Source organism: Bacillus sp. M5A3_1b (assembly GCF_053345335.1).
Genome location: NZ_JBKEZY010000001.1, coordinates 187,236 through 212,333, shown reverse-complemented (window position 1 = coordinate 212,333; position 25,098 = coordinate 187,236). Strand labels below are relative to the sequence as shown.

Genomic DNA, 25,098 nt, shown 5'->3' with positions numbered 1-25,098 from the left:
ATGAGTGAAGTAGTACAAGTAACAGTTGCAGAAGAACAAAAAAGTGAGCGAATTGATAAATTCGTTGCAGAAATAAACAGTGAATGGTCACGTTCACAAGTACAACAATGGATTAAAGATGATGTCGTTACAGTTAATGGAAAATCGGTAAAAGTGAATTATAAAGTTAAAGAAAACGATGAAATTAAAGTAACGATTCCTGATCCAGAAGAGTTAGATATCCAAGCAGAAGATATGGGCTTAGAAATTTATTATGAAGATGCAGATGTACTCGTTGTAAATAAGCCACGTGGTATGGTTGTACATCCAGCTCCAGGGCATACAAGCGGTACGCTTGTAAACGGACTTATGCACCATTGTACAGACCTGTCAGGTATTAACGGTGTAATGCGTCCTGGTATTGTGCATCGTATTGATAAAGATACATCTGGACTATTAATGGTTGCTAAAAATGATGTGGCGCATGAGTCACTTGTAAATCAACTTGTAGCAAAAACAGTAACAAGACGTTACAAAGCGATTGTACACGGTGTGATTCCGCATGATAAAGGAACGATCGATGCGCCAATTGGTCGCGATAAGAAAGAACGTCAAAGCATGACAGTTGATGAAAATGGTAAGAATGCTGTTACACACTTCCAGGTGTTAGAACGCTTTAAAGATTTTACACTTGTAGAATGTCGCTTAGAAACGGGACGTACGCACCAAATTCGTGTTCATATGAAATATATTGGCTATCCACTTGCAGGAGATCCGAAGTATGGTCCGAAGAAAACATTAGACATGAATGGACAAGCACTTCACGCAGGTATTTTAGGGTTTGACCATCCTCGTACTGGTGAATATATTCAGTTTGAGGCACCGATTCCAGAAGTGTTTGAAGACGCATTAAATATTTTACGGAAATAGTATTGACAAATCATAAGAAAACTGAGATACTGACAACAGTTAAATAATGATCCTTTAACACAGCCCCGTGAGGTTGAGAAGGTAACGGTTTGAAATACATAGGGTATGCTGTACCCTTTTTTCAAAAGTCCTCTCGCACACGCTGAGAGGACTTTTTTTATACCATTACTCTCACGCAAGAAAAAAGCTTGGAGGTGTAGAGCATGCAAGAGAAAGCTGTCGTTTTAGATGACCAAATGATTCGCCGCGCTTTAACACGAATTAGTCATGAAATCGTGGAACGAAATAAAGGTGTCGATAATTGTGTTCTTGTCGGAATTAAAACTCGTGGAATTTTTATTGCACAACGTTTGGCAGAACGAATTGGTCAAATTGAAGGAAAAGAAATGGAAGTTGGAGAGCTAGATATTACGTTATATCGTGATGATCTAACACTACAATCGAAAAATGAAGAACCACTTGTAAAAGGTTCTGATATCCCTGTAGATATTACGAAGAAAAAAGTTATCCTTGTGGATGATGTATTATATACAGGAAGAACAGTTCGAGCAGCAATGGATGCTCTTATGGATTTAGGTAGACCATCACAAATCCAACTGGCGGTTCTTGTTGATAGAGGTCATCGTGAACTACCAATTCGCGCTGATTATGTAGGAAAGAACATTCCAACATCAAGTGAAGAGCGTATCGAAGTTGATTTGCAAGAGACAGATCAACAAGATCGAGTAAGCATATACGATAAGTAAAGCCCTTTTAAATGTAGTCCTGTGAGGCTGCCAAAGGGTCTTGGCTTTCATATGTCAAATTTGGCATACGAAAGTGTAGGACTCTTTGTGCACAGGCACAAAGAGTTTTTTTATTGCAAAGATTTAAACTGAAGGAGGATGTAACAATGGAACAAAAGCCAGTGTTAGACGTTAATGAAGTACCAAAACCGGGAAAATGGTTATTTTTAAGTATACAACATTTGTTCGCGATGTTTGGATCAACAGTGCTTGTTCCGTTTTTAACAGGATTGAATCCGTCAGTAGCATTAATATCAAGTGGATTAGGAACGCTAGCGTTTCTTCTTATAACGAAAGGTCAAGTACCTGCCTATCTAGGATCATCATTCGCCTTTATCGCACCGATTATAACAGCGAAAACAGCAGGTGGACCTGGAGCAGCAATGCTTGGTGGTTTGTTTGCAGGACTTGTGTACATCTTAATCTCACTCGGAATTAAGAAGTCAGGATCAGAGTGGATTATGAAATTACTTCCGCCAATCGTAGTTGGTCCAGTCGTAATGGTAATCGGTCTAGCTTTAGCACATACAGCAGTTAACATGGCGATGAACGGTGCGGATGGCAAATATAGCTTTACACACTTTTCAGTAGCATTAGTAACATTAGCAATTACAATTATCTGCTCTATATTCGGAAGAGGGTTTTTCAGTATCATACCAGTGTTACTGGGCATTGTCGGCGGATATATCTTTGCTTACTTCCAAGGGCTAGTAAACTTAAAGCCGGTAGCTGAGGCAAAATGGTTTGTTGTACCAGATTTCACAGTACCGTTTGTAACATATACTCCGGAGTTTTCGTGGAAGATTGTACTCTTGATGGTACCAGTAGCATTAGTAACAATTTCAGAACATATCGGACATCAAATTGTACTAGGAAATGTTATTAAAAGAGATTTAATTGAAAAACCAGGTTTACATCGCTCAATCTTCGGTGATGGAATAGCAACATTGATTGCATCACTAATAGGTGGACCACCGAATACAACGTATGGTGAAAACATCGGTGTGTTAGCAATTACGAGAGCATACAGTGTATACTTATTCATCGGCTCAGCAGTGTTTGCAATCATGTTCGGATTTGTCGGTAAGATTTCTGCACTGATTCATTCGATCCCAACACCAGTTATGGGTGGTGTATCAATCTTACTATTCGGTGTAATTGCATCAAGCGGATTACGCATGATGGTAGATGATAAAACAGACCTAAGTGACAAACGAAACTTAATGATTGCATCAGTAATACTAGTAATCGGTATTGGTGGAGCGGTACTCCACGTAGGAGAATCGTTCCAAGTAGAAGGAATGGCACTAGCAGCAATTGTAGGTGTACTATTAAATCTACTACTACCAGAAACGAAACAAATAAAACAATCTAAGCAGATTGCTTCATAATAATAACCTTTTAATTCAGTCCTGTGAGACCGGAAAGGGTGGCTTCTTCCTTGCACCCTAGTCTCAAACGACTAGGGTATTTTTATGCAAAAGTTGTTATAAAAATACAAAAGTGGTAACATAAAAATCAGAAAGATGAGGGATGACGATGAGCCATTTGTTAACGATGAGTGAATTATCGGAAGTAGAAATTTCAGAAATCCTAAAAGACGCAGAAGATTTCGCGAATGGAAAAGAGAGCAAAACGACAGAGCAAACTTTTGTTGCGAACTTGTTCTTTGAGAATAGTACGAGAACGAGATTTAGCTTTGAAGTTGCTGAGAAGAGATTAGGACTTGAAGTTTTAAACTTTTCAGCGGATGCATCAAGCGTACAAAAAGGAGAAACTTTATACGATACGATAAGAACACTAGAATCAATCGGAACAAAAGCGGTGATCGTCCGCCATGAGCAAGATCGCTACTTCGATGAACTAAAAGAACAGGTAAATATCCCAATCTTAAACGCTGGAGATGGATGTGGAAATCATCCAACGCAGTGCCTACTCGATCTTCTTACAATTAAACAAGAGTTTGGAAGATTTGAAGGATTAAAGATTGCGATAGTAGGAGATATTCGTCATAGCCGAGTAGCACGTTCTAATGCAGAAGCATTAACGAAACTGGGTGCAACAATTTACTTTGCAAGTCCAGAAGAGTGGAAAGATGAAGACAGCACGTTTGGAACATACAAACCATTAGATGAACTTGTTCCAGAAGTGGATGTAATGATGTTACTTCGTGTACAACATGAGCGTCATGATCATTATGAAACAGACATTATGAAAGAGTATCATGAGAAACACGGATTAACAGTGGAAAGAGAAAAGCGTATGAAAGAAGGAAGCATTATTATGCATCCAGCTCCTGTAAACCGTGATGTTGAAATTGCAAGTGAACTTGTTGAGTGTGAGCGTTCACGCATATTTAAACAAATGGAAAATGGAGTTTACGTAAGAATGGCTGTACTAAAACGCGCCTTACCAAATGTATTAGGAGGAATGAAACATGAATTACTTGTTTAAAAATGGTCGTTATATGAATGAAGAAGGAAAAATCGTAGCAACAGATCTTCTCGTACAAGACGGTAAAATCGCTAAGGTAGCAGAAAATATTACGGCAGATAATGCTGAAGTAATCGATGTGAACGGAAAGTTAATCGCACCTGGATTAGTAGATGTACACGTACATCTTCGTGAACCAGGTGGTGAACATAAAGAAACAATTGAAACAGGTACACTAGCAGCGGCAAAAGGTGGGTTCACTACAATTTGTGCAATGCCAAATACACGCCCAGTACCAGATTGCAGAGAACATATGGAAGACTTGCAAAATCGTATTAAAGAAAAAGCGCATGTCAACGTACTACCATACGGAGCAATTACAGTACGCCAAGCTGGTTCTGAAATGACAGATTTCGAAACATTAAAAGAACTTGGAGCATTTGCCTTCACTGATGACGGTGTAGGCGTACAAGATGCTAGCATGATGTTAGCTGCTATGAAGCGTGCAGCGAAATTAAATATGGCAGTAGTTGCGCATTGTGAAGAGAATACTCTTATTAATAAAGGTTGTGTACATGAAGGGAAGTTTTCTGAGAAACACGGATTAAACGGTATCCCATCAGTATGTGAATCTGTACATATTGCAAGGGATATACTGCTTGCTGAAGCGGCAGATTGTCACTATCACGTATGTCACGTAAGTACGAAAGGTTCTGTACGCGTAATTCGAGATGCGAAACGCGCTGGAATTAAAGTAACAGCAGAAGTAACACCTCATCATTTAGTGTTATGTGAAGATGATATCCCATCAGCTGATCCTAACTTTAAAATGAACCCGCCGCTTCGTGGAAAAGAAGATCACGCAGCACTAATTGAAGGTTTATTAGATGGAACAATTGATATGATCGCAACTGATCATGCACCGCATACAGCGGAAGAGAAAGCGCAAGGAATTGAAAGAGCACCATTCGGAATTACTGGTTTTGAAACAGCATTCCCACTTCTATACACAAACCTTGTGAAAAAAGGAATTATTACATTAGAGCAGTTAATTCAATTCTTAACAGAAAAACCAGCTGATACATTCGGCTTAGAAGCAGGTCGCCTGAAAGAAGGTAGAACAGCTGATATTACAATCATTGATTTAGAACAAGAAGAAGAGATTGACCCAACAACATTCTTATCAAAAGGAAAAAATACACCATTCGCAGGTTGGAAATGCCAAGGATGGCCGGTAATGACAATCGTTGGTGGTAAGATCGCATGGCAAAAGGAGAGTGCATTAGTATGAAAAGACAACTTATCTTAGAAGATGGAACAGTATTAATTGGAAAAGGTTTCGGAGGAGAAATCGAAAAGTCAGGTGAGGTTGTATTTACAACAGGAATGACTGGATATCAAGAAACATTATCTGATCCATCATATTGCGGTCAAATCGTAACATTCACGTACCCATTAATCGGAAACTACGGCATCAACCGTGATGATTTTGAATCAATTCACCCATCTGTAAATGGTTTAATCGTAAACGAAATTTGTGATCATCCATCAAACTTCCGTAATGAAATTTCGTTAAATGATTACTTAAAAGAAAGAAATATCCCAGGGTTAGCAGGAATTGATACAAGAAAATTAACGAGAAAAATTCGTCAATACGGTACATTACGTGGACGTATATGTAACATGGATGCAGATGTAGAATACATCGTGAGCCAATTAAAAGCGACAGTATTTACAGATCACGTGAAACGCGTATCAACGAAAGATCCATACCCAAGCCCAGGCCGTGGACACCGAGTTGTACTTGTAGACTTCGGAATGAAACATGGTATTTTACGAGAATTAAATAAACGTGACTGTGATGTAATTGTAGTACCTTACAATACAACAGCAGAAGAAATTTTACGTCTTAGTCCAGATGGAATTATGTTAAGTAACGGACCTGGAGATCCAAAAGATGTACCAGAAGCAATTGAAATGTTAAAAGACATTATCGGTAAAGTTCCTTTATTCGGAATTTGCTTAGGACATCAACTATTCGCTCTAGCATCTGGTGCGAATACAAGTAAGTTAAAATTCGGTCACCGTGGTTTAAACCATCCGGTAAAACATCTTGCAACTGGAAAAGTAGCAATTACATCTCAAAATCATGGTTACGCAGTAGAAGAAGAATCAGTTAAAAATACAGCACTTGAAATTACACATGTTGCTTTAAATGATGGAACAGTAGAAGGTCTTCGTCATACGAAGTTCCCAGCATTTACAGTGCAATACCATCCAGAAGCTTCTGCAGGACCAGAAGATGCAAACGATTTGTTCGAAGATTTCTTAGCAATGATTGAAAACTTCAAGAAAGAAGGGGAAGAGTTATGCCAAAACGCCTAGACATTAACACAATTTTAGTAATCGGATCAGGACCAATTGTAATTGGGCAAGCAGCAGAGTTTGACTACTCTGGTACACAAGCTTGTCAATCTCTTAGAGAAGAAGGTTACAAAGTAATCCTTGTTAACTCTAACCCAGCAACAATTATGACAGATACTGCAACGGCAGATAAAGTATATATAGAACCATTAACACTAGAATTTGTAAGCCGTATCATTCGTAAAGAACGTCCAGATGCAATCTTACCAACATTAGGTGGTCAAACAGGCCTGAATATGGCTGTTGAACTTGCGAAATCAGGCATACTTGAAGAGTGCGGAGTTGAAATTTTAGGAACAAAATTATCAGCAATCGAGCAAGCGGAGGATCGTGATTTATTCCGTACCTTAATGCAGGAATTAAATGAACCAATTCCATCTAGTACCATTATTCATACGCTAGAAGAAGCACATGAATTTGTAAAAGAAATTGGATATCCAGTTATTGTTCGCCCAGCATTTACAATGGGGGGAACAGGTGGCGGAATCTGTAGTAATGAAGAAGAACTAATTGAAATCGTATCAGGTGGATTAAAACATAGTCCGGTAACACAATGTTTATTAGAAAAGAGCATTGCTGGTTGTAAGGAAATTGAATATGAAGTAATGCGTGATTCAAATGATAACGCGATTGTAGTATGTAACATGGAAAATATCGATCCAGTGGGGGTTCACACAGGTGATTCTATCGTTGTAGCACCGAGCCAAACATTAAGTGACCGTGAATATCAAATGTTACGAAACACTTCATTACGAATTATTCGTGCATTAGGAATTGAAGGTGGATGTAACGTTCAGCTTGCACTTGATCCATATAGCTTCCAATATTATGTAATCGAAGTAAACCCGCGTGTAAGTCGTTCATCTGCACTAGCATCTAAAGCAACTGGATATCCAATTGCGAAGCTAGCGGCAAAAATTGCAGTCGGTTTAACATTAGATGAAATTATAAATCCAGTAACACAAAAAACATATGCTTGTTTCGAACCAGCATTAGACTATGTTGTTTCAAAAATTCCACGCTGGCCATTTGATAAGTTTGAATCAGCAAACAGAACACTGGGTACACAAATGAAGGCAACTGGTGAAGTTATGTCAATCGGACGTAACTTAGAGCAATCATTATTAAAAGCGATTCGTTCTTTAGAACTTGGTGTTTATCACTTAGAGTTAGAGCATTTAAAAGAGCTTGATAAAGAGACAATGAAAAAACGCATTATAAAAGCTGATGATGAGCGACTGTTTATTGTAGCAGAAGCAATTCGTCAAGGTGTAACGAAAGAAGAAATCAACAATTGGTGTGAAATGGACTTCTTCTTCTTACAAAAAGTTGAAAACATCGTAAACATGGAACGCGAAGTAAAAGCAAATGTAGGAAATATGGAAGTATTACAATCAGCGAAAGAAATGGGCTTCAGTGACCATTACATCGCCAATGCTTGGAACAAAACAGAGCGTGAAATTTACGATATACGTAAAGAAAGCAACATAACTCCTGTTTATAAAATGGTAGATACTTGTGCGGCAGAGTTTGAATCTGCAACACCATACTACTACAGCACATATGGTGACGAGAATGAATCAGTTAGAACAGATCGTAAGAGTGTAGTAGTTCTAGGATCTGGTCCAATCCGTATCGGTCAAGGTGTTGAGTTTGACTATGCAACAGTTCACTCTGTATGGGCAATTAAAGAAGCGGGATATGAGGCAATCATTGTTAATAACAATCCAGAAACAGTTTCAACAGACTTCAGTATTTCTGACAAATTATACTTTGAACCATTAACAATTGAAGATGTAATGCACATTATCGATTTAGAAAAACCAGAAGGTGTTATCGTCCAATTCGGTGGACAAACGGCAATTAACTTAGCTGCTAAATTAGAGGCTCACGGTGTGAAAATCTTAGGAACATCACTTGAAGATTTAGACCGTGCAGAAGATCGTGATAAGTTTGAAGCAGCTCTAACACAACTTGGTATTCCGCAGCCAGTTGGTAAAACAGCAACGACTGTAGAGCAAGCGGTAGCAATTGCTGACAAAATTGGTTACCCAGTATTAGTAAGACCATCTTACGTACTAGGTGGACGCGCGATGGAAATCGTATATCGTCAAGAAGAACTGCTGCACTACATGAAAAATGCGGTTAAAGTTCACGCAGATCATCCAGTATTAATCGATCGTTACATGGTTGGTAAAGAAATTGAAGTAGATGCAATTTCAGACGGTGAGAATGTATTCATTCCAGGTATTATGGAACATATTGAACGCGCTGGAGTTCACTCTGGTGACTCAATCGGAGTATATCCACCGCAAAGCTTATCTGCAAAACTGAAAGAACAAATTATTGAACATACAATTGCACTTGGAAAAGGTTTAAACATTGTTGGATTACTAAACATTCAGTTTGTAGTATTCAAAGATGAAGTGTATGTAATTGAAGTAAATCCACGTGCGAGCCGTACAGTACCATTCTTAAGTAAAATTACAGGCGTACCGATGGCGAATGTTGCAACGAAAGTTATTTTAGGTCAAGATCTTGTAGAACAAGGATATGGAACTGGTTATCACCCAGAAGAGAAAGAAGTGTATGTAAAAGCACCGGTATTCTCATTTGCGAAGCTACGTTCAGTTGATACAACATTAGGACCTGAAATGAAATCAACAGGGGAAGTAATGGGTAAAGACTTAACACTTGAAAAAGCATTATACAAAGGGTTAGTTGCTTCAGGAATTAACATCCCAACGCACGGATCAGTAATCATCACTGTAGCGGATAAAGATAAAGAAGAAGCAATGGAAATTGCAAAACGTTTCCACGAAATCGGCTATAACTTATTAGCAACAGCTGGAACAGCACAATCGTTAGCAGAGCAAAACATTCCAGTGCAAGTTGTAAATAAAATTGATTCTGAAGAATACAACTTACTTGATATTATCCGTCAAGGAAAAGCACAGTTTGTAATCAATACATTAACAAAAGGCAAACAACCAGCGCGTGATGGTTTCCGCATTCGCCGTGAATCAGTAGAAAATGGTGTGGCTTGCTTAACATCACTTGATACAACGAGAGCAATCTTACGAGTATTAGAATCTATGACATTCTCAGCTCATTCAATGAAAGAAATTACGCAAACGAAGCGTCACGAGGTGGTACATGCATGATGCAAAAGCAAAATATGATCGTCGTTAACCAAAAAGAAATCGCAAAAAACATTTACGAATTAGTGCTTCAAGGGGATCTAGTGCAGCAAATGAACGATCCAGGGCAGTTTGTACACATTAAGGTAGCAGAGGGCATTATGCCCCTTCTGCGCCGCCCAATTAGTATTTGTAATGTCGATCAAGACAAGAACGAATTTACAATGCTATATCGTGCGGAAGGACAAGGAACAAAAACATTAGCGAAAAGAAAACAAGGCGAACTTGTAGATGTGTTAGGACCACTTGGACATGGTTTTCCTGTAGAAGAAGCGGAAGCTGGACAAACGGCTCTATTAGTTGGAGGGGGAATTGGTGTACCACCACTATATGAATTGTCACAGCGTCTTGTAGCAAAGGGAGTACGCGTTATTCACATCTTAGGTTTCCAAACGAAAGATGTTGTCTTCTATGAAGAGAAATTCGCAGAGCTTGGTGATACGTATGTTGCAACAGTTGATGGTACGCATGGTACAGAAGGCTTTGTAACAGATGTAATTGATAGCTATGGAATCGACTTTGACATTCTATACTCATGTGGACCTTTAGCGATGCTTCGTGCATTAGAAGGACGCTATAAAGAGAGAAAAGCCTACATTTCATTAGAAGAGCGTATGGGCTGTGGCATTGGAGCATGTTTTGCATGTGTATGCCATTTACAAGCAGATCCGAGTGGACATTCTTACAAGAAGGTGTGTAGCGACGGACCAGTATTTCCAATCGGGGAGGTTGTACTATGAACAGATTGCAAGTTGAATTACCAGGGTTATCATTAAAAAATCCAATCATCCCAGCATCTGGTTGCTTCGGATTTGGTCGTGAGTATGCACAGTTCTATGATTTAAGTGTACTTGGATCAATTATGATTAAAGCGACAACAGAACAGCCTCGTTACGGAAACCCAACGCCTCGTGTTGCGGAAACACCAGGCGGAATGCTAAATGCAATCGGGCTTCAAAATCCTGGATTAGAAAAGGTAATGAATTCTGAATTACCTTTTCTCGAGCAATTTGATCTTCCGATTATTGCGAATGTTGCTGGCTCACAAGCTGAGGATTATGTAGCAGTTGCGAAAGAAATTTCAAAGGCACCTAATGTTCATGCGCTAGAATTAAATATTTCTTGTCCAAACGTAAAAACGGGTGGTATCGCTTTTGGTACGAATCCTGAAATTGCTGCTGATTTAACGAAGCGAGTAAAAGAGGTTTCTGAAGTACCGGTATATGTGAAATTGTCACCGAACGTGGCAAACATTGTGGAGATTGCAAAAGCAATTGAAAATGCGGGTGCGGACGGTTTAACGATGATTAATACATTGCTTGGTATGCGTCTAGATTTAAAAACAGCTAAACCAATTTTAGCAAACCGTACAGGCGGATTATCAGGTCCTGCGATTAAGCCAGTAGCAATTCGTATGGTACATGAAGTAAGTCAAGCGGTTAACATTCCGATTATCGGAATGGGTGGTATTGAAACTGCGGAAGATGTAATTGAATTCTTCTATGCTGGCGCAAGCGCGGTTGCAGTTGGAACAGCGAACTTTATCGATCCGTTCGTATGTCCGACAATTATTGAAGAATTACCAGCATTACTAGATGAATTAGGATTTGATCACATTTCGGAATGTCAAGGAAGGAGCTGGAAACAAACATGTCACAGTCGTTAATCGTTGCACTAGATTTTCCAGGGAAACAAGATGTAGAACAATTCTTACACCACTTTGAAGGGGAAGAGCTATTTGTCAAAGTGGGTATGGAGTTATTTTACAAAGAAGGCCCTGCGATTATTACGTACTTAAAAGAAAAAGGGCATAAGATCTTCCTAGATTTAAAACTTCATGATATTCCGAATACAGTAAAAAGCGCTATGCGTAGCCTAGCTAGTCTAGATGTTGATATGGTAAATGTTCATGCTGCTGGGGGAAGCAGTATGATGAAAGCTGCGATTGAGGGATTAGAGGAAGGTACGCAAGAAGGAAAAGAGAGACCGATTTGTATTGCAGTTACACAACTAACAAGCACTTCGGAAGCTATGATGAAAAAAGAGATTGGCATTGAGAAAACGTTAGAAGAAGCGGTTGCTCATTATGCAAAACTAACGAAAGAAAGTGGACTTGATGGTGTTGTTTGTTCAACACTTGAAGTTCCGAAATTACGTGAAGTATGCGGAAATGAATTTGTAACAGTAACACCGGGGATTCGTCTTGCAAGCGATGATATAAATGACCAGGTGCGCGTAGCAACACCGAAACGTGCGAGGGAACTTGGCTCAAGCTACATCGTAGTTGGACGTAGTATTACAAAAGCGGAAAATCCGCTTGAAGCGTATAAAACAGTAAAACAACAGTGGGAAGGTGTAACAGTATGAAAAAAGAAATCGCATCGCATTTATTAGAAATTGGAGCAGTATTTTTACAACCGAATGATCCATTCACTTGGTCTTCAGGTATGAAATCACCAATTTATTGTGATAATCGTTTAACTTTATCTTATCCAAAAGTACGTCAAGCGATTGCAGCTGGATTAGAAGAGTTAATTAAAGAGCACTTCCCAACTGTAGAAGTTATTGCAGGAACAGCAACGGCTGGTATTGCGCACGCTGCATGGGTAAGCGATCGTATGGATTTACCAATGTGCTACGTACGTAGTAAAGCAAAAGGTCACGGTAAAGGGAACCAAATTGAAGGAAAAGCTGAAAAAGGTCAAAAAGTAGTAGTAGTAGAAGACTTAATTTCAACTGGCGGTAGTGCAATTACATGTGTAGAAGCACTTCGCGAAGCTGGATGTGAAGTATTAGGAATCGTATCAATCTTCACATACGAGCTAGAAGCAGGAAAAGAAAAACTAGAGGCAGCTAACGTAGCATCATACTCTTTAAGCGACTACAGTGCATTAACTGAAGTAGCAGCAGAAAAAGGTATGATCGGACAAGCTGAAACGAAAAAATTACAAGAGTGGCGTAAAAATCCAGCAAACGAAGCTTGGATCACAGCGTAACACGAAAAAAGACGACCGCGGGGGAACGCGGTCGTCTTTTTATATTATTGTTATAATTTCATGTAAAGAACAGATAGTAGGAACATCACATTTGAGTTGCAAGTTATCACGATTTAACCATATCCCTTGCATTCCAGCTGCTGTACTACTAATTGCATCTGTTTCTAATCGATCACCAATATAATAGCAATCTTTCATTGCAAGACTAGATTGTAATACAGCTCTTTGAAAAATTTCAGGGTCTGGTTTCGATTTCCCAATTTCACTAGAAGTAAATATATATTTAAAATATTGTAGAATGTTTAGAGTAGTTAACTTTTCGATTTGTTGTTCATAGTCACCATTGCTAATGATACCTAATGTGTGCCCTTCTTGCTGCAAGGCATGTAATGTATAGTGTACATCTTCAAACACGGCCCAGTTGTTCTTGTATAGTTCTATATATTGATTGAATCTGTGCTGAGATTCCTCGGGTGATAAGTTTACTCCATATGCTTTAAATAAATGATACATTCGCATCCTTTGTTGTTCTTGAAAAGATAATTCCTTGGATAAAAATTTGTTGAAATATACCTCTGATAATTCATGCCAGACTTCTGTTGCTTCTAATTCATTGCCTAAAAAATAGTATTATATATTTGAAAAAAATCTATAATACCATGTCTTTCAGCAGTCTCATAATCAAGTAAAGTTCCATCAATATCAAAGAAAATCATATTCTAATCTCCTTGCTAACAACTATTTAGCGTTTTCCGCAACTTCATATCCTCTTACAAACAATAGAGTCATATAAGAAACAATGAATGAGAAGATGCTGTACATGCCAACCCAAAAGAAAAATTTTGGAGTAAAGGCGATAACACCTATTATTAAAAAACTAGCAAACGTTACAATTGGCATTACGTAATACGTTTTCGTCTTGCGTGTTCCAATAACAGAAATGATGAAGATAAGTAATGGACAAATTAATAAGACGAAAATCAATTCATTCATAGTTATGTCCCCTTTTCTAATGGAAGTAATCTGTTTCTCGTAAACGTTTTGGAATAAATACTCTCTTAATATAATTTCGCTAACATATACATAACTCCTTTTGAAAGCCAGTAATTCATGATGAAATTTACAATAAAAAAACATAAGCAAGAGAACACTTGCTTATGTTATAGAATAAACATCGCAACGATTGTGGTGACTATTAAGCCAATCACAACCGGTAAAAAATTTCGGCGTGCAAGTTCAAATGGATCCACTTTACAAATGGCAGCGGCAGGAATAAGCGCCCAAGGAATTAAAGTCCCGCCTCCGGTCCAGATTGCAGCAATTTGCCCGAGAGCTGTTAATGTAGCTGTTCCATGCCCAAGTGCTGCTCCGAAAAGATTGGCAATCGAACCAGCAAGCGATATACCAGAAAAGCCAGATCCATCTAAACCTGTTATGACACCAACGATAGTTAATGTTCCCGCCGATACATATTGATTTAAAGGAACTGTTTGAGACAAAGCGATTCCTAAGTCGTTAATGATTCCGTGTGAACCTTTCGGTAAATAGTCCCCGATAATTTTTACAAAACCGCTATCCCCTAAATAAAAGAGTGCAGCAATTGGGATAACTGGACCAAAGATTTTAAATCCGAATTGGAGCCCTTCTATAAAATAATCGGTCGTTTTATTTAGTCCATTACCTTTGTAGGCGATGAGAGAAATGATGATAATTATAATAACAGTCGTCCCGCCGATAAGTGCAGTTGCGTCGCTTCCTTGTAGTTTAAATTGAATCATGCAAAGGATATCGATGGCATATACGATCGGAATGCAAATAGCGAGCCATTTTTTTGTCCGAGGAGATAATGAAGTGAGCGTTTTAGAAGACGCAGTTGATGGAATAGATTCTTGTATGGATAAGCCTGTATGAAATTCTTTTCGTAAGAAGAAAAACGCGACGGAAGTTGTCACAATGCCCATAACAATTACGAGAGGAACACTGGCAGAAACAACGCTGGAAACAGGAAGACCAGCAGCGTCTGCAGTTAATTTTGGTGCACCTTGAATAACGAAGTCACCAGATAAGGCGATGCCGTGTCCGAATAAATTCATAGCAATTGCCACTCCAATTGGAGGAAGACCAACGCGTACAGCGACCGGTAATAAAATAGCTCCCATTAAGGCGACAGCGGGAGAAGGCCAAAAGAAGAAAGAAATTGTCATCATTAAAAGGCCGATCATCCAATAGGCGAGGGTAGGTGTACGAATCATCTTTGTAAATGGTGAAATCATCGTGTCATTTATGCCAGTATGAACGAGTAGATTACTCATTGATACGATAATGGAGATGATTAATATAGTTGGTAATAGTTCAGTAATAGCGTAAATGAAACTTTGAAAAATACCGCTAATGGCAAGAGGGATAGAACTTGTAGCAGTTAATGCTAACAAAAAGATAAAAACGATACAAATAATCGTCGTATCTTTCCGGAGAATAAAAAAAGTAATAATAGTGAGTAAACAAAGAATATAGAGAGCGTGTAACAGCGTTAATTCAACTCCCATAACATTCACATCCTTTAGGCGTTCGTGTAGTTTATTGTATGAAAGCAGTGAAAGTATGTGAGTATAGGAAAAAGAAAAAAGTGAAATTTCATGTACTGTAATGGTAAGAACAACAAATGGATGTTACAATACAATTAATCCTAAAAATGGAATTAAAGGAGGGCTTATGCACAAAAAAATTGGATTTTGGGGATTCGTTATATCTTGTAGTCTATTAATCATTTTAAACTTGTTTACAAACAATGAATGGATCAGTATCATACCTGTTTTCGGGTTTGTATTTATCCTTTTATATAACTGGGATGATATGAAACAATATAGTAAGAAAAGTATCGGAATTATGATAGGTATCATTGTTATTTGCGCATTTTTCGTAGGGTTTATTTTAATAGAAGGGCAGAAGCAAATGGAGAAAATGTCTATTTTTCAAGAATGGATGTCTTCTGCAAAAGGTCTTTATCTTGTAATTGTCGTTGTTGTTTTTCTAAGAATTGTTATAAGCGTAGCAAGTTACATATTAAAGGGAAAGTAGAATGGGGGAGTACGATTGAGAGAGAAAATAGGGTACTATGGCGTGCTCGTTTGTTTACTATTATCAGTTGTTTCAGGGCAATTTCTTAAAAGTGAATGGGTGCCAGTTATATTATGTATAGGAGTATTGATTTTTGCACCTATGTATCGCTGGAAAGAATGGAAGGCATATAGCCGAAAAAAGAAAATTGTTTTCAGCATCGAGTTTATCATTGTAATAAGCACGATTCCATTTTTGTTATTGAAAGGAAATGAGATAATAGATGGAATTGTAATGTTTCAAGGCTGGTTATTTATTGCGAAATTGATATATTTAATATGCATTTTAATGTTGGTAGCGGTAGTCGCCAAAAAAGTAAATGAAAAGCTATTCGCTAATGAATAAAAGAAAATGCCACCCTTATTCGGTGGCATTTTCTCATTTTACTGAATGAGATTTTTGCATCTTTTTAACTAAACGAATTTGTCCGCGATGATTGATTTCATCTTCAAATACATGAAACCACTTAAAGTAGTTATTTGCTGGTTTGTCATACCAAAAGTCTGTCGTTTGAAATAGCCATTCATCAGGTAACGATTGAAAAGTCTCGATCGTTTTGGAACGTACTTCTTGTAATGTGTTTATGTAAAATTCTATAGAGTTTCCTTTTATTTTCTCGCGGCCAAGAGCTCCTAACTCAATAGCAGGTAACCAACGTTCTAATTCAGCTTCCGTTGGTTCACGGTCTTCAAAAGTATGAATCTGGTAGTAAAATTCAATAGCGGCCATATGGTACAAAAGCATGCCAATTGAGTTTGCTTCCTCATCATATAAATAATCAAGTTCTTCAATTGATAAACCTTCCACCGCTTGCATTGTTGTGTAGCGAGCGTAATTCATCATGGAAACAAGTTTGGAAAATTCAGGCTGTAAACCATCTATTTTATCAATTACAAAATTCAATTAAAATTCCCCCTCTTTAAACGATTACTCCAGAGAAAGAATTCTATGTGCAACGAAAAACTCCTTTAAAAAGGCTATGATTTTAACAAGGGATAACAATTAGTTCCCGATTTGATTTTGTAATAACTTCATATCCGTCTTTTGTAATGACAATATCATCTTCAATTCTACAACCGCCCCAGTTTGGTATGTAAATACCAGGTTCCACTGTAACAACCATACCTTCTTCTAAAGTAGCTTTACTTTCTTGGGATAAGCGGAGAGGTTCATGAATTTCTAACCCAAGACCATGACCAGTAGAGTGTCCAAAATATTGACCGTATCCATGTTCTGTAATGTAATCTCTCGTTATATCATCGATATTTTTCGCAGTTTCCCCAGGTTTAATTGCTTCCGTCCCACGTTTTAACGCTTCTCGTACAATATTGTATATCTTTTTGAATTCTTCTGACGGTTCCCCAATTGCTACAGTACGTGTTATATCGGAACAATATCCATTATAAAGTGCACCGAAATCTAATGTAACGACGTCGCCTCGTTCGATTATTTTATTTGATGCAACTCCATGAGGAAGTGAAGAACGGACGCCAGAAGCTACAATGATTTGGAAGGAAGAGGATGTAGCCCCTTTTTTTCGCATGAAAAATTCTAACTCATCTCGTACATCATTTTCACTAATTCCTGGTTTTAGAAACGTAAGGATGTGGTGAAATGCTTCGTCAGCAATATTAGCTGCGATTTTCATTGTTTCTATTTCAGGCGTGTCTTTAATAATACGAATATTTTCGATGATTTCGCACACTTGAACCATTTCCGCATGTACGTATTTTTGTAAGTTTTTATATTGTTGCAATGTCATGTTGTTTTCTTCAATTCCGAGTTTTTGAATGTTTAATTTCGATACTTGAGTTGCAATTTCTTTTTCTAAATTTCCTGTATGCATAATAATTTCAGCATCTTTTATTTGTGATTTCGCTTGATCTACATAGCGAAAATCAGTGATGAAAACAGCTTTATCCGCAGAGATTAAGACGACGCCAGCACTACCTGTAAAGCCTGTTGCATATTGGCGATTTTCTTTTTTTGTAATAAGCAATCCGTCAATTTCATAGTTTTGTAGTTGATTTTGGATTTTATTAATTTTTAAAGTCATGTTAATTCCCCCTATTCATAGTATTGAATAAAGCAAATAGCGTGCCAAAATGTATATTTGAAGAAAGGATAGTAGGGGAAACATATATTTTAGGGGAGATAAAAAATAGCCCGCAATTTGTGGGAGACTTTTTGTTCATAAAATCCAGATTGCTTCAATAAATGGCAGAGGATGAAAAAATATTGATTGGAGTTACACGTGCACTTTATTTATATGCTGTAAAAAAATTTATACAAATGTGAAATGAAACTGTCAATTTTTTTGACAATATTGAATGGATATAGCAACTAAATTGAAAAAATATAAAAAATGCGTTACTTATAAGCAACGCATTTTTTATATTTACGCTTTTAATTTCATTACAGTATCAGCATCCGGTGTTACATATACGGTTTGTTGATTGTCGTACGTAACAAAACCAAGTTTTGCACCACTCGGTTTTTTGACATGGCGTATTTTGGTGAAATCTACAGGAACAGAACTAGAATCTTTTGCTTTACTGAAATAGGCAGCGATTTTAGCTGCTTCTAACACAGTGTCTTCGGTAGGTTCAAGAGAACGAATGACAACATGAGACCCAGGGATATCTTTCGTATGTAACCAAATTTCATCACGACGGGCAAAATTCGTTGTTAAGTAATCGTTTTGTTTATTGTTCTTACCGACGAAAATTTCTGTGCCATCACTTGCTACATATTTATCTAATACTGGTTTAGTAGGCTTTTTCTTTGCGTTTTTCGTTTTACGATTGCGCACATAGCCTTCTTCAGCTAATTCCTCACGAATTTCTTCAATATCTTTTGAAGAAGCAGCTTCCATTTGTTGAAGTAAGCTATCAAAATAAAGAATTTCTTCATTTGTTTTTTCAATTTGTTCTTCTACAACAACAACTGAATTTTTTGCTTTTTGGTACTTTTGGAAATAGCGTTGCGCATTGTCAGATGGTGTTTTTAAAGGATCTAATGTAATTTTTACAGTTCCGCCATTTTCGTCGTAATAGTTAACGACTTCAATATCTTTATCACCTTTTTTCAAAGCGTACATATTGGCTGTAAGTAGTTCTCCGAATAGTTGATATTTATCTGCTTTTCCGGCATCTTGTAATGTTTTTTCTAGTTTAATGAGTTTCTTCTCATTTTTATTTTTTTCGTTTTGCATAAAGCGCTCTAAATCATAAGCTTGTTGTTTTACACGGTCGCGCTCTGCTTTTCCGAAAAAGAAACGGTCTAGCAATTCACTAACAGATGAGAATGTCTTGTCTTCTCCTGCTAAGTGCGCAAGAGGGAAAAGATAAAAGAATTCTTTCCCATTTGAAGTAGTCATAGTTGGTGAATATGTATGAGTTAGTAATGGTTTTTGTATGGAGAAAAATGCGTCCGCTAATGCTTTTTCATTTACCATACCTGCTTTTTTCACTACTTCTTTTGCGAATAACGGCGAAATTCCCGTGAAGGTGCCGACAAGCTGTTTATCCATGTTTCCAGATAGAAAGTCTAGCGGTCTAATAAATTCATCATTTGTTTCAATCTGGAGTGGGTTAATTTTATGTTGTGCTGGTGGTGCAATGTACTCCGCTCCAGCATATACAGTTCGATGTCTGTTTACCGCTAAAGAAACGTGTTTTAAGCTATCTAAAATATTGTTTGTTTTTGTGTCTACTAAAATGATGTTACTATGTCGTCCCATTATTTCAATTACTAATGTTTTTAGCGATTCGTCACCAATTTCATTTCTGCTACGAACGGTAATTTGAATAATGCGCTCTAAATCAATTTGTTCAATTTTTTCAATGAACCCACCTTCTAAATGCTTACGAAGAAGCATACAAAACATTGGCGGAAGTGCAGGTGAATCGTAATTTTGATTTGTTAAGTGTAAACGTGCATATGTCGGATGAGCGGAAAGAATTAGTTTTTGATTTTTTCCGTTTGCTCGAATATGTAATAAAATCTCGTATTTTGAAGGTTGATATATTTTGGAAATTCTTCCTGTGTAAAGAGAATTTGCAATTTCATGTGTAATTGCTCTTGTAAATAATCCATCGAATGCCATAAATGAACACTCCTTTCTAACTAAAAGTTAATTATAGCATTTTTTTGGACGAGGCTGAATAAGCTTTCAATAGAGTATGTCTGGAATCAGGAGGTCGATAGCGGGATGAACTGGTATGGAATGCGTGCACACGAAGTGGAAGAAAGAACGAATACGAATGTGAAGGTTGGGCTTACAGAGAAGGAAGCAGAAGGGCGAATAAAAAAATTTGGTACAAATGAATTAGATGAAGCCAAAAGGCCTTCTGCACTGATGGTATTTTTGGCGCAGTTTAAAGATTTTATGGTACTTGTTTTATTTGGTGCAACAATAGTTTCAGCTTTTTTAGGTGAATACATTGATTCTATTGCGATTGTTGCGATTGTTATTATCAATGGTATTCTTGGCTTTTTTCAAGAAAGAAAGGCTGAAAAGTCACTGGAAGCTTTAAAAGAGCTAGCCGCCCCGCAAGTTACTGTAATGCGGAATGGAAATTGGGTAAAAGCACCGTCTAAAGCACTTGTTTTAGGTGATATCATTAAATTTTCTAGTGGTGATCGTATTGGGGCGGATGTACGTCTTGTTGAGGCATCAAGTTTATATATCGAAGAATCAGCTTTGACAGGAGAGTCAGTACCGGTGCAGAAGAAGGTAGAAGCTCTGCAGGGGCAAGATGTTTCAATTGGTGATCAAAAAAATATGGCTTTTATGGGTACGATGATTACACGAGGAGCTGGAACAGGGGTCGTTGTAGCAACTGGTATGAATACAGCGATGGGCCAAATTGCAAATATGTTACAAAATGCAGAGCAAATGGAAACACCACTGCAAAGAAGATTAGAGCAACTCGGGAAAATATTAATTATTGTGGCTCTTATTTTGACAGCGCTTGTCGTATTAGCCGGTGTGTATCAAGGGAATGAAGTGTATCATATGTTTTTAGCAGGCGTGTCGCTAGCTGTTGCTGCTATTCCTGAAGGATTACCAGCAATTGTTACAGTAGCTTTATCGCTTGGTGTACAGCGTATGATTAAAAAGAGAGCAATTGTAAGGAAGTTACCAGCGGTAGAAACGTTAGGATGCGCTTCTGTTATATGCTCTGATAAAACAGGAACAATGACGCAAAACAAAATGATGGTAACGCATATGTGGTCAGGTGGGGAATTATGGAAAGTTACAGGTCAAGGATATGAACCTAATGGCTCTTTTTTGAAAGGTGAAAAAGAATGCGATCCAGCTAAAACAAAAGCACTGTATCAACTACTAACATTTGGTTCACTTTGTAATAACGCAAATATTATTCAAAAGAAAAAGGCGTATGTATTAGATGGAGATCCAACTGAGGGAGCACTTGTAGCTGCAGCAATGAAAGCGGGGATAACGCGTGAGGCACTGAAAGGGAAATTTGAAATTATTCGTGAATTTCCATTCGATTCAACTCGAAAAATGATGAGTGTTATTGTGCGAGATAGAGAGGGGAAAAAGTTTCTTGTTACGAAGGGAGCACCAGATGTCCTCCTGCAAATGAGTCAAACGATTTTATGGGGGGATAAGCAACAACCGTTAAGTGAGTTGTATAGAAAAGAAGTACAGGCGGCTATTCATAGTTTAGGTAGTCAAGCGCTCCGAACAATTGCAGTTGCATTTAAGCCATTAAAAGTAACAGATTCTATTGAACATGAAAGAGACGTTGAAAAAGATTTTATGTTGGTCGGGATACAGGGAATGATTGATCCGCCAAGACCAGAGGTAGAACAGGCTGTAAAAGAGTGCAGAGAAGCTGGTATTCGAACAGTGATGATTACAGGAGATCATAAAGTGACAGCAATGGCAATTGCGGAACAATTAGGGGTTTTACCACCTGGTGGACGTGTTGTTGAAGGAGTAGAACTCGCGAATATGGATGTAGAGGAACTAGAAAGTGTTGTAGAAGATACGTATGTATTTGCTCGAGTATCACCTGAACATAAATTGAAGATTGTTAAGGCGTTGCAAAATAAAGGGCATATAGTAGCGATGACAGGTGATGGAGTAAACGATGCTCCGGCTATAAAAACAGCGGATATTGGGATAGCGATGGGAATTACAGGGACAGACGTTGCGAAAGAAGCTTCTTCTCTTGTTTTACTAGATGATAATTTTGCTACGATTAAATCAGCAATTAAAGAAGGTAGAAATATATACGAGAATATACGTAAGTTTATTCGTTATTTATTAGCATCGAACGTAGGAGAAATTTTAGTCATGTTATTTGCAATGTTACTTGCATTACCGCTGCCGATGGTTCCCATTCAAATTTTATGGGTGAACTTAGTGACTGACGGATTACCGGCGATGGCATTAGGATTGGATAAGGCGGAAGGAGACGTTATGAAGAGAACGCCGCGTCATCCGAAAGAAGGGGTATTTGCTAGAGGGCTTGCCTGGAAAATTATAAGCCGTGGCTTTCTAATTGGAGCAGTGACGTTAGTGGCGTTTATTATTGCATATAATCAACATCCAAATGAACTGAAATATGCACAAACTGTGGCGTTTGCGACGTTGGTACTTGCACAACTTATTCATGTATTTGATTGCCGGAGTGAACATTCTATCTTCCACCGTAATCCGTTTGGGAACGTGTATTTAGTAGGAGCGGTTATTATTTCTTTACTGTTAATGTTAGTGGTTATATATTACCCACCACTACAACCGATCTTTAGTACAATGCCAATACAAGCGAGAGATTGGTTGTTAATTGGAGGTTTGTCATCAATTCCGACCTTCTTGTTAGTAGGTTCTTTATTAACAGGGAAAAAGGGGAAGAAGGAAAAGCCAGTATTATATAAGAAGGGATTAAACTTGAAATAGTCAATGATATGAAAATGTGATATAATTTACAGAAGGTAGTAGAGCCTTGTCTCTATTACCTTTTTCATTGAGTTATTTCATGGCTTGGATGTGATAAAAATGATTTGTAGTATGACAGGATTTGGAAGATCGAAAGTAGAAAATGATACTTTTCAAATTACAGTAGAAATGAAATCGGTGAACCACCGTTTCCTAGAGATGAGTATTCGACTTCCGAAGCAAATGATGATATTTGAAGAAAAAATTCGTAAAATAATTGCAGAACAAGTTCGGCGTGGACGCATTGAAGTGTCTATTAGTATAACGGGTGAAGGGCTTGTTGAAAGAAAATTAAGTGTGAATTGGTCGCTTCTTGAGCAGTACCGATCGATTATGGAAGATATAAAAGGAAAATTTCAATTACAAGATTCTATTACACTTCAGCAATTAATGGAAATGCCAGAAGTAACAGCGATTGAAGAAGTAGAAAATGTAAATGAACAATTTGAGAACGGTTTATATGAGGCTGTTCGCCAAGCTGCTCATATGTTAAAAACGATGAGAGATGGCGAAGGAGAACGATTACATAAAGATATAGCGTATCGTTTACAAGAGATTCACAATTGTGTAAATGCAATTATTCCGCATGTACCGATTGTTACACAAAAATATCGTGAACGATTAGAAAATCGCTTAAAAGAATTACATAATCAAGATCTAGATGAACAAAGATTGTTAACAGAAGTCGCAATCTTTGCAGAGCGTTGTGATATTCACGAAGAGTTAGTTCGTTTGCAAAGTCATTTAGAGCAATTTCGTGAAACACTGCAGATTGAAGAGCCTGTTGGAAGGAAAATGGATTTCATCGTGCAAGAGATGCATAGAGAAATTAATACGATTGGTTCTAAGGCAAATGACTTAACAATTTCAAAATATGTTGTAGAAATGAAAAATAACCTTGAAAAAATTCGTGAACAAGTACAAAATATTGAGTAGCTTTCAAAAAATATATAAAGTTATACGTGGTGGAGAAATCGGATAGACTTACTAGGAGGCGCAAACTATGGCCATGCGGTTTTTAAATATTGGATACGGAAATATTGTATCTGCTCATCGAATTATTGCTATTGTAAGTCCGGAGTCAGCTCCTATTAAACGAACAGTACAGGAAGCACGCGAACATAATGCTTTGCTTGATGCTACGTATGGGAGAAAAACAAGGGCGGTTATTGTTATGGATGATGGGCATGTGGTATTAAGTCCAATTCAGCCAGAGACGATTGCACATCGTTTGAATAATAAAGAAGATTTAAGTGAGGAAGGGTAGGTTTTACATATTTATGAGAAGTAGAAGAGGATTGCTCATCGTTCTTTCAGGACCTTCTGGGGTTGGTAAAGGAACGGTTCGAAAAGAGCTGTTTAGTCATGAGGATACACGTTTTCAGTACTCCATTTCAGTAACGACACGTAAGCCACGTGAAGGTGAAGTAGATGGTGTAGATTATTTCTTTAAAGAGAGAGAAGAATTTGAGGAAATGATTCGTAATGAAAAATTACTTGAGTGGGCTGAGTTCGTAGGTAATTATTACGGAACACCGATTGACTATGTTGAAAAAACATTACAAGAAGGAAAAGATGTATTCTTAGAAATTGAAGTGCAAGGGGCAATTCAAGTTAAGAAAGCTTTCCCAGAAGGTGTATTTATTTTCTTAGCACCTCCAAGTTTATCTGAACTAAAGAACCGTATTGTCGGCCGTGGTACAGAAACTGAAGATGTTATTGAAAATCGTTTAACGGTAGCGAAAGAAGAAATCGAAATGATGGACGCTTACGACTATGTTGTAGAAAACGATCAAGTTGAATTAGCTTGTGAAAGAATTAAAGCAATTGTGGTTGGTGAACATTGCCGCCGCGAAAGAGTAGCAAAATATTATAAAGAAATGACGGAGGGTCTATAATTATGTTAAATCCATCAATTGATTCATTATTAACAAAAATCGATTCTAAATATACACTTGTAACAGTAGCTGCAAAACGTGCGCGTGAAATGCAACTTGCTGATAACTGTGTTATCGAGCAACCTGTTTCTCATAAATGTGTAGGTAAATCATTAGAAGAAATCGATGCAGAAGTATTAAAATATGTACCAAGCGAAGGCAAAATCATCGATTAAGACATTCTTTTCGACAAATTAAAACATAGACTTTATAATTTTCTATGTAACGGTAACAACCTATTTACAAGTAGGTTGTTATTTTTTTACGATAGGGAAGAAATATTGGTACTGATGAGCTGGGAATTCTGTTTCAGTATTATAA

23 protein-coding genes and 1 pseudogene are annotated in these 25,098 nt (G+C 37.6%); 18 read left to right on the top strand and 6 right to left on the bottom strand.

The window, feature by feature from the left end:
- The 11 genes from ACLBWW_RS00995 to pyrE all read left to right on the top strand — a co-directional run bounded on the left by ACLBWW_RS00995 (nt 1) and on the right by pyrE (nt 12,747).
- Nucleotides 1-909 (top strand): RluA family pseudouridine synthase, encoded by a 909-nt coding sequence (locus tag ACLBWW_RS00995; RefSeq protein ID WP_048546074.1) that lies wholly within the window; start codon nt 1-3, stop codon nt 907-909.
- 203 nt (nt 910-1,112) lie between these two features.
- A complete protein-coding gene (gene pyrR, locus ACLBWW_RS00990) occupies nt 1,113-1,655 on the top strand; it encodes a bifunctional pyrimidine operon transcriptional regulator/uracil phosphoribosyltransferase (RefSeq protein WP_001156490.1) in 543 nt (180 codons plus the stop codon).
- Nucleotides 1,656-1,801: 146 nt separating this feature from the next.
- On the top strand, nt 1,802-3,085 hold the full coding sequence (gene uraA / locus ACLBWW_RS00985; protein ID WP_048546072.1) for a uracil permease: 1,284 nt from the start codon (nt 1,802-1,804) through the stop codon (nt 3,083-3,085).
- A gap of 148 nt (nt 3,086-3,233) precedes the next feature.
- The gene (gene pyrB / locus ACLBWW_RS00980; protein ID WP_048546070.1) at nt 3,234-4,148 is read left to right on the top strand and encodes an aspartate carbamoyltransferase; all 915 of its coding nucleotides are present in this window, start codon (nt 3,234-3,236) and stop codon (nt 4,146-4,148) included.
- Nucleotides 4,132-5,418 carry a dihydroorotase gene (pyrC, locus tag ACLBWW_RS00975; protein ID WP_001108374.1) on the top strand — a complete coding sequence of 429 codons (1,287 nt, stop codon included), beginning with the start codon at nt 4,132-4,134 and terminating at the stop codon, nt 5,416-5,418. The genes pyrB and pyrC overlap by 17 nt, the downstream gene beginning before the upstream one ends.
- On the top strand, nt 5,415-6,512 hold the full coding sequence (locus tag ACLBWW_RS00970; RefSeq protein ID WP_048546068.1) for a carbamoyl phosphate synthase small subunit: 1,098 nt from the start codon (nt 5,415-5,417) through the stop codon (nt 6,510-6,512). The genes pyrC and ACLBWW_RS00970 overlap by 4 nt, the downstream gene beginning before the upstream one ends.
- A complete protein-coding gene (gene carB, locus ACLBWW_RS00965; protein ID WP_098047864.1) occupies nt 6,497-9,715 on the top strand; it encodes a carbamoyl-phosphate synthase large subunit in 3,219 nt (1,072 codons plus the stop codon). The genes ACLBWW_RS00970 and carB overlap by 16 nt, the downstream gene beginning before the upstream one ends.
- Complete coding sequence (gene pyrK / locus ACLBWW_RS00960) at nt 9,712-10,491, top strand: dihydroorotate oxidase B electron transfer subunit (RefSeq protein WP_048546065.1); 780 nt, start codon at nt 9,712-9,714, stop codon at nt 10,489-10,491. The genes carB and pyrK overlap by 4 nt, the downstream gene beginning before the upstream one ends.
- A complete protein-coding gene (pyrD, locus tag ACLBWW_RS00955; RefSeq protein ID WP_001081053.1) occupies nt 10,488-11,417 on the top strand; it encodes a dihydroorotate oxidase B catalytic subunit in 930 nt (309 codons plus the stop codon). The genes pyrK and pyrD overlap by 4 nt, the downstream gene beginning before the upstream one ends.
- Entirely contained in the window at nt 11,402-12,118 is a 717-nt protein-coding gene (pyrF, locus tag ACLBWW_RS00950) for an orotidine-5'-phosphate decarboxylase (RefSeq protein WP_048546062.1), read from the top strand. The genes pyrD and pyrF overlap by 16 nt, the downstream gene beginning before the upstream one ends.
- Nucleotides 12,115-12,747: an orotate phosphoribosyltransferase gene (pyrE, locus tag ACLBWW_RS00945; RefSeq protein WP_000711449.1), complete on the top strand. Its 633-nt coding sequence runs from the start codon at nt 12,115-12,117 to the stop codon at nt 12,745-12,747. Before pyrF ends, pyrE begins: the two co-directional genes overlap by 4 nt.
- Nucleotides 12,748-12,786: 39 nt before the next feature.
- Here pyrE and ACLBWW_RS00940 read toward each other — a convergent pair.
- The 3 genes and pseudogenes from ACLBWW_RS00940 to ACLBWW_RS00930 form a co-directional block, all read right to left on the bottom strand.
- Nucleotides 12,787-13,463: pseudogene (locus ACLBWW_RS00940) on the bottom strand (HAD family hydrolase).
- Between the two features lie 22 nt (nt 13,464-13,485).
- Complete coding sequence (locus ACLBWW_RS00935) at nt 13,486-13,740, bottom strand: YbeF family protein (RefSeq protein ID WP_048546061.1); 255 nt, start codon at nt 13,738-13,740, stop codon at nt 13,486-13,488.
- A 167-nt stretch (nt 13,741-13,907) separates the two neighbouring features.
- Nucleotides 13,908-15,293, bottom strand: coding sequence for a membrane protein (locus ACLBWW_RS00930; RefSeq protein ID WP_048546056.1), 1,386 nt, complete (start codon nt 15,291-15,293; stop codon nt 13,908-13,910).
- 100 nt (nt 15,294-15,393) lie between these two features.
- Between ACLBWW_RS00930 and ACLBWW_RS00925 the strand changes: the two genes are divergently transcribed.
- Together ACLBWW_RS00925 and ACLBWW_RS00920 are read left to right on the top strand one after the other, a co-directional pair.
- The gene (locus tag ACLBWW_RS00925; protein WP_176374054.1) at nt 15,394-15,825 is read left to right on the top strand and encodes a YoqO family protein; all 432 of its coding nucleotides are present in this window, start codon (nt 15,394-15,396) and stop codon (nt 15,823-15,825) included.
- A gap of 15 nt (nt 15,826-15,840) precedes the next feature.
- Nucleotides 15,841-16,209 (top strand): YoqO family protein, encoded by a 369-nt coding sequence (locus tag ACLBWW_RS00920; RefSeq protein ID WP_048546051.1) that lies wholly within the window; start codon nt 15,841-15,843, stop codon nt 16,207-16,209.
- Between the two features lie 33 nt (nt 16,210-16,242).
- Here ACLBWW_RS00920 and ACLBWW_RS00915 read toward each other — a convergent pair whose 3' ends face one another.
- The 3 genes from ACLBWW_RS00915 to ACLBWW_RS00905 all read right to left on the bottom strand — a co-directional run bounded on the left by ACLBWW_RS00915 (nt 16,243) and on the right by ACLBWW_RS00905 (nt 19,972).
- Nucleotides 16,243-16,767, bottom strand: coding sequence for a DinB family protein (locus tag ACLBWW_RS00915; RefSeq protein ID WP_048546049.1), 525 nt, complete (start codon nt 16,765-16,767; stop codon nt 16,243-16,245).
- Nucleotides 16,768-16,849: 82 nt separating this feature from the next.
- On the bottom strand, nt 16,850-17,920 hold the full coding sequence (locus tag ACLBWW_RS00910; protein WP_048546047.1) for a M24 family metallopeptidase: 1,071 nt from the start codon (nt 17,918-17,920) through the stop codon (nt 16,850-16,852).
- Nucleotides 17,921-18,262: 342 nt separating this feature from the next.
- Nucleotides 18,263-19,972: an Rqc2 family fibronectin-binding protein gene (locus tag ACLBWW_RS00905; RefSeq protein ID WP_447613887.1), complete on the bottom strand. Its 1,710-nt coding sequence runs from the start codon at nt 19,970-19,972 to the stop codon at nt 18,263-18,265.
- Between the two features lie 105 nt (nt 19,973-20,077).
- Between ACLBWW_RS00905 and ACLBWW_RS00900 the strand changes: the two genes are divergently transcribed.
- From ACLBWW_RS00900 to rpoZ, 5 genes are all read left to right on the top strand, one after another.
- The gene (locus ACLBWW_RS00900; protein ID WP_048546043.1) at nt 20,078-22,801 is read left to right on the top strand and encodes a calcium-translocating P-type ATPase, SERCA-type; all 2,724 of its coding nucleotides are present in this window, start codon (nt 20,078-20,080) and stop codon (nt 22,799-22,801) included.
- A 99-nt stretch (nt 22,802-22,900) separates the two neighbouring features.
- The gene (locus ACLBWW_RS00895) at nt 22,901-23,776 is read left to right on the top strand and encodes a YicC/YloC family endoribonuclease (protein ID WP_048546041.1); all 876 of its coding nucleotides are present in this window, start codon (nt 22,901-22,903) and stop codon (nt 23,774-23,776) included.
- A gap of 67 nt (nt 23,777-23,843) precedes the next feature.
- Entirely contained in the window at nt 23,844-24,107 is a 264-nt protein-coding gene (gene remA, locus ACLBWW_RS00890; RefSeq protein WP_001251456.1) for an extracellular matrix/biofilm regulator RemA, read from the top strand.
- A gap of 13 nt (nt 24,108-24,120) precedes the next feature.
- Nucleotides 24,121-24,738: a guanylate kinase gene (gmk, locus tag ACLBWW_RS00885; RefSeq protein ID WP_001257740.1), complete on the top strand. Its 618-nt coding sequence runs from the start codon at nt 24,121-24,123 to the stop codon at nt 24,736-24,738.
- A 2-nt stretch (nt 24,739-24,740) separates the two neighbouring features.
- Nucleotides 24,741-24,953 carry a DNA-directed RNA polymerase subunit omega gene (gene rpoZ, locus ACLBWW_RS00880; protein WP_000933965.1) on the top strand — a complete coding sequence of 71 codons (213 nt, stop codon included), beginning with the start codon at nt 24,741-24,743 and terminating at the stop codon, nt 24,951-24,953.
- The last annotated feature ends 145 nt before the right edge of the window (nt 24,954-25,098 follow it).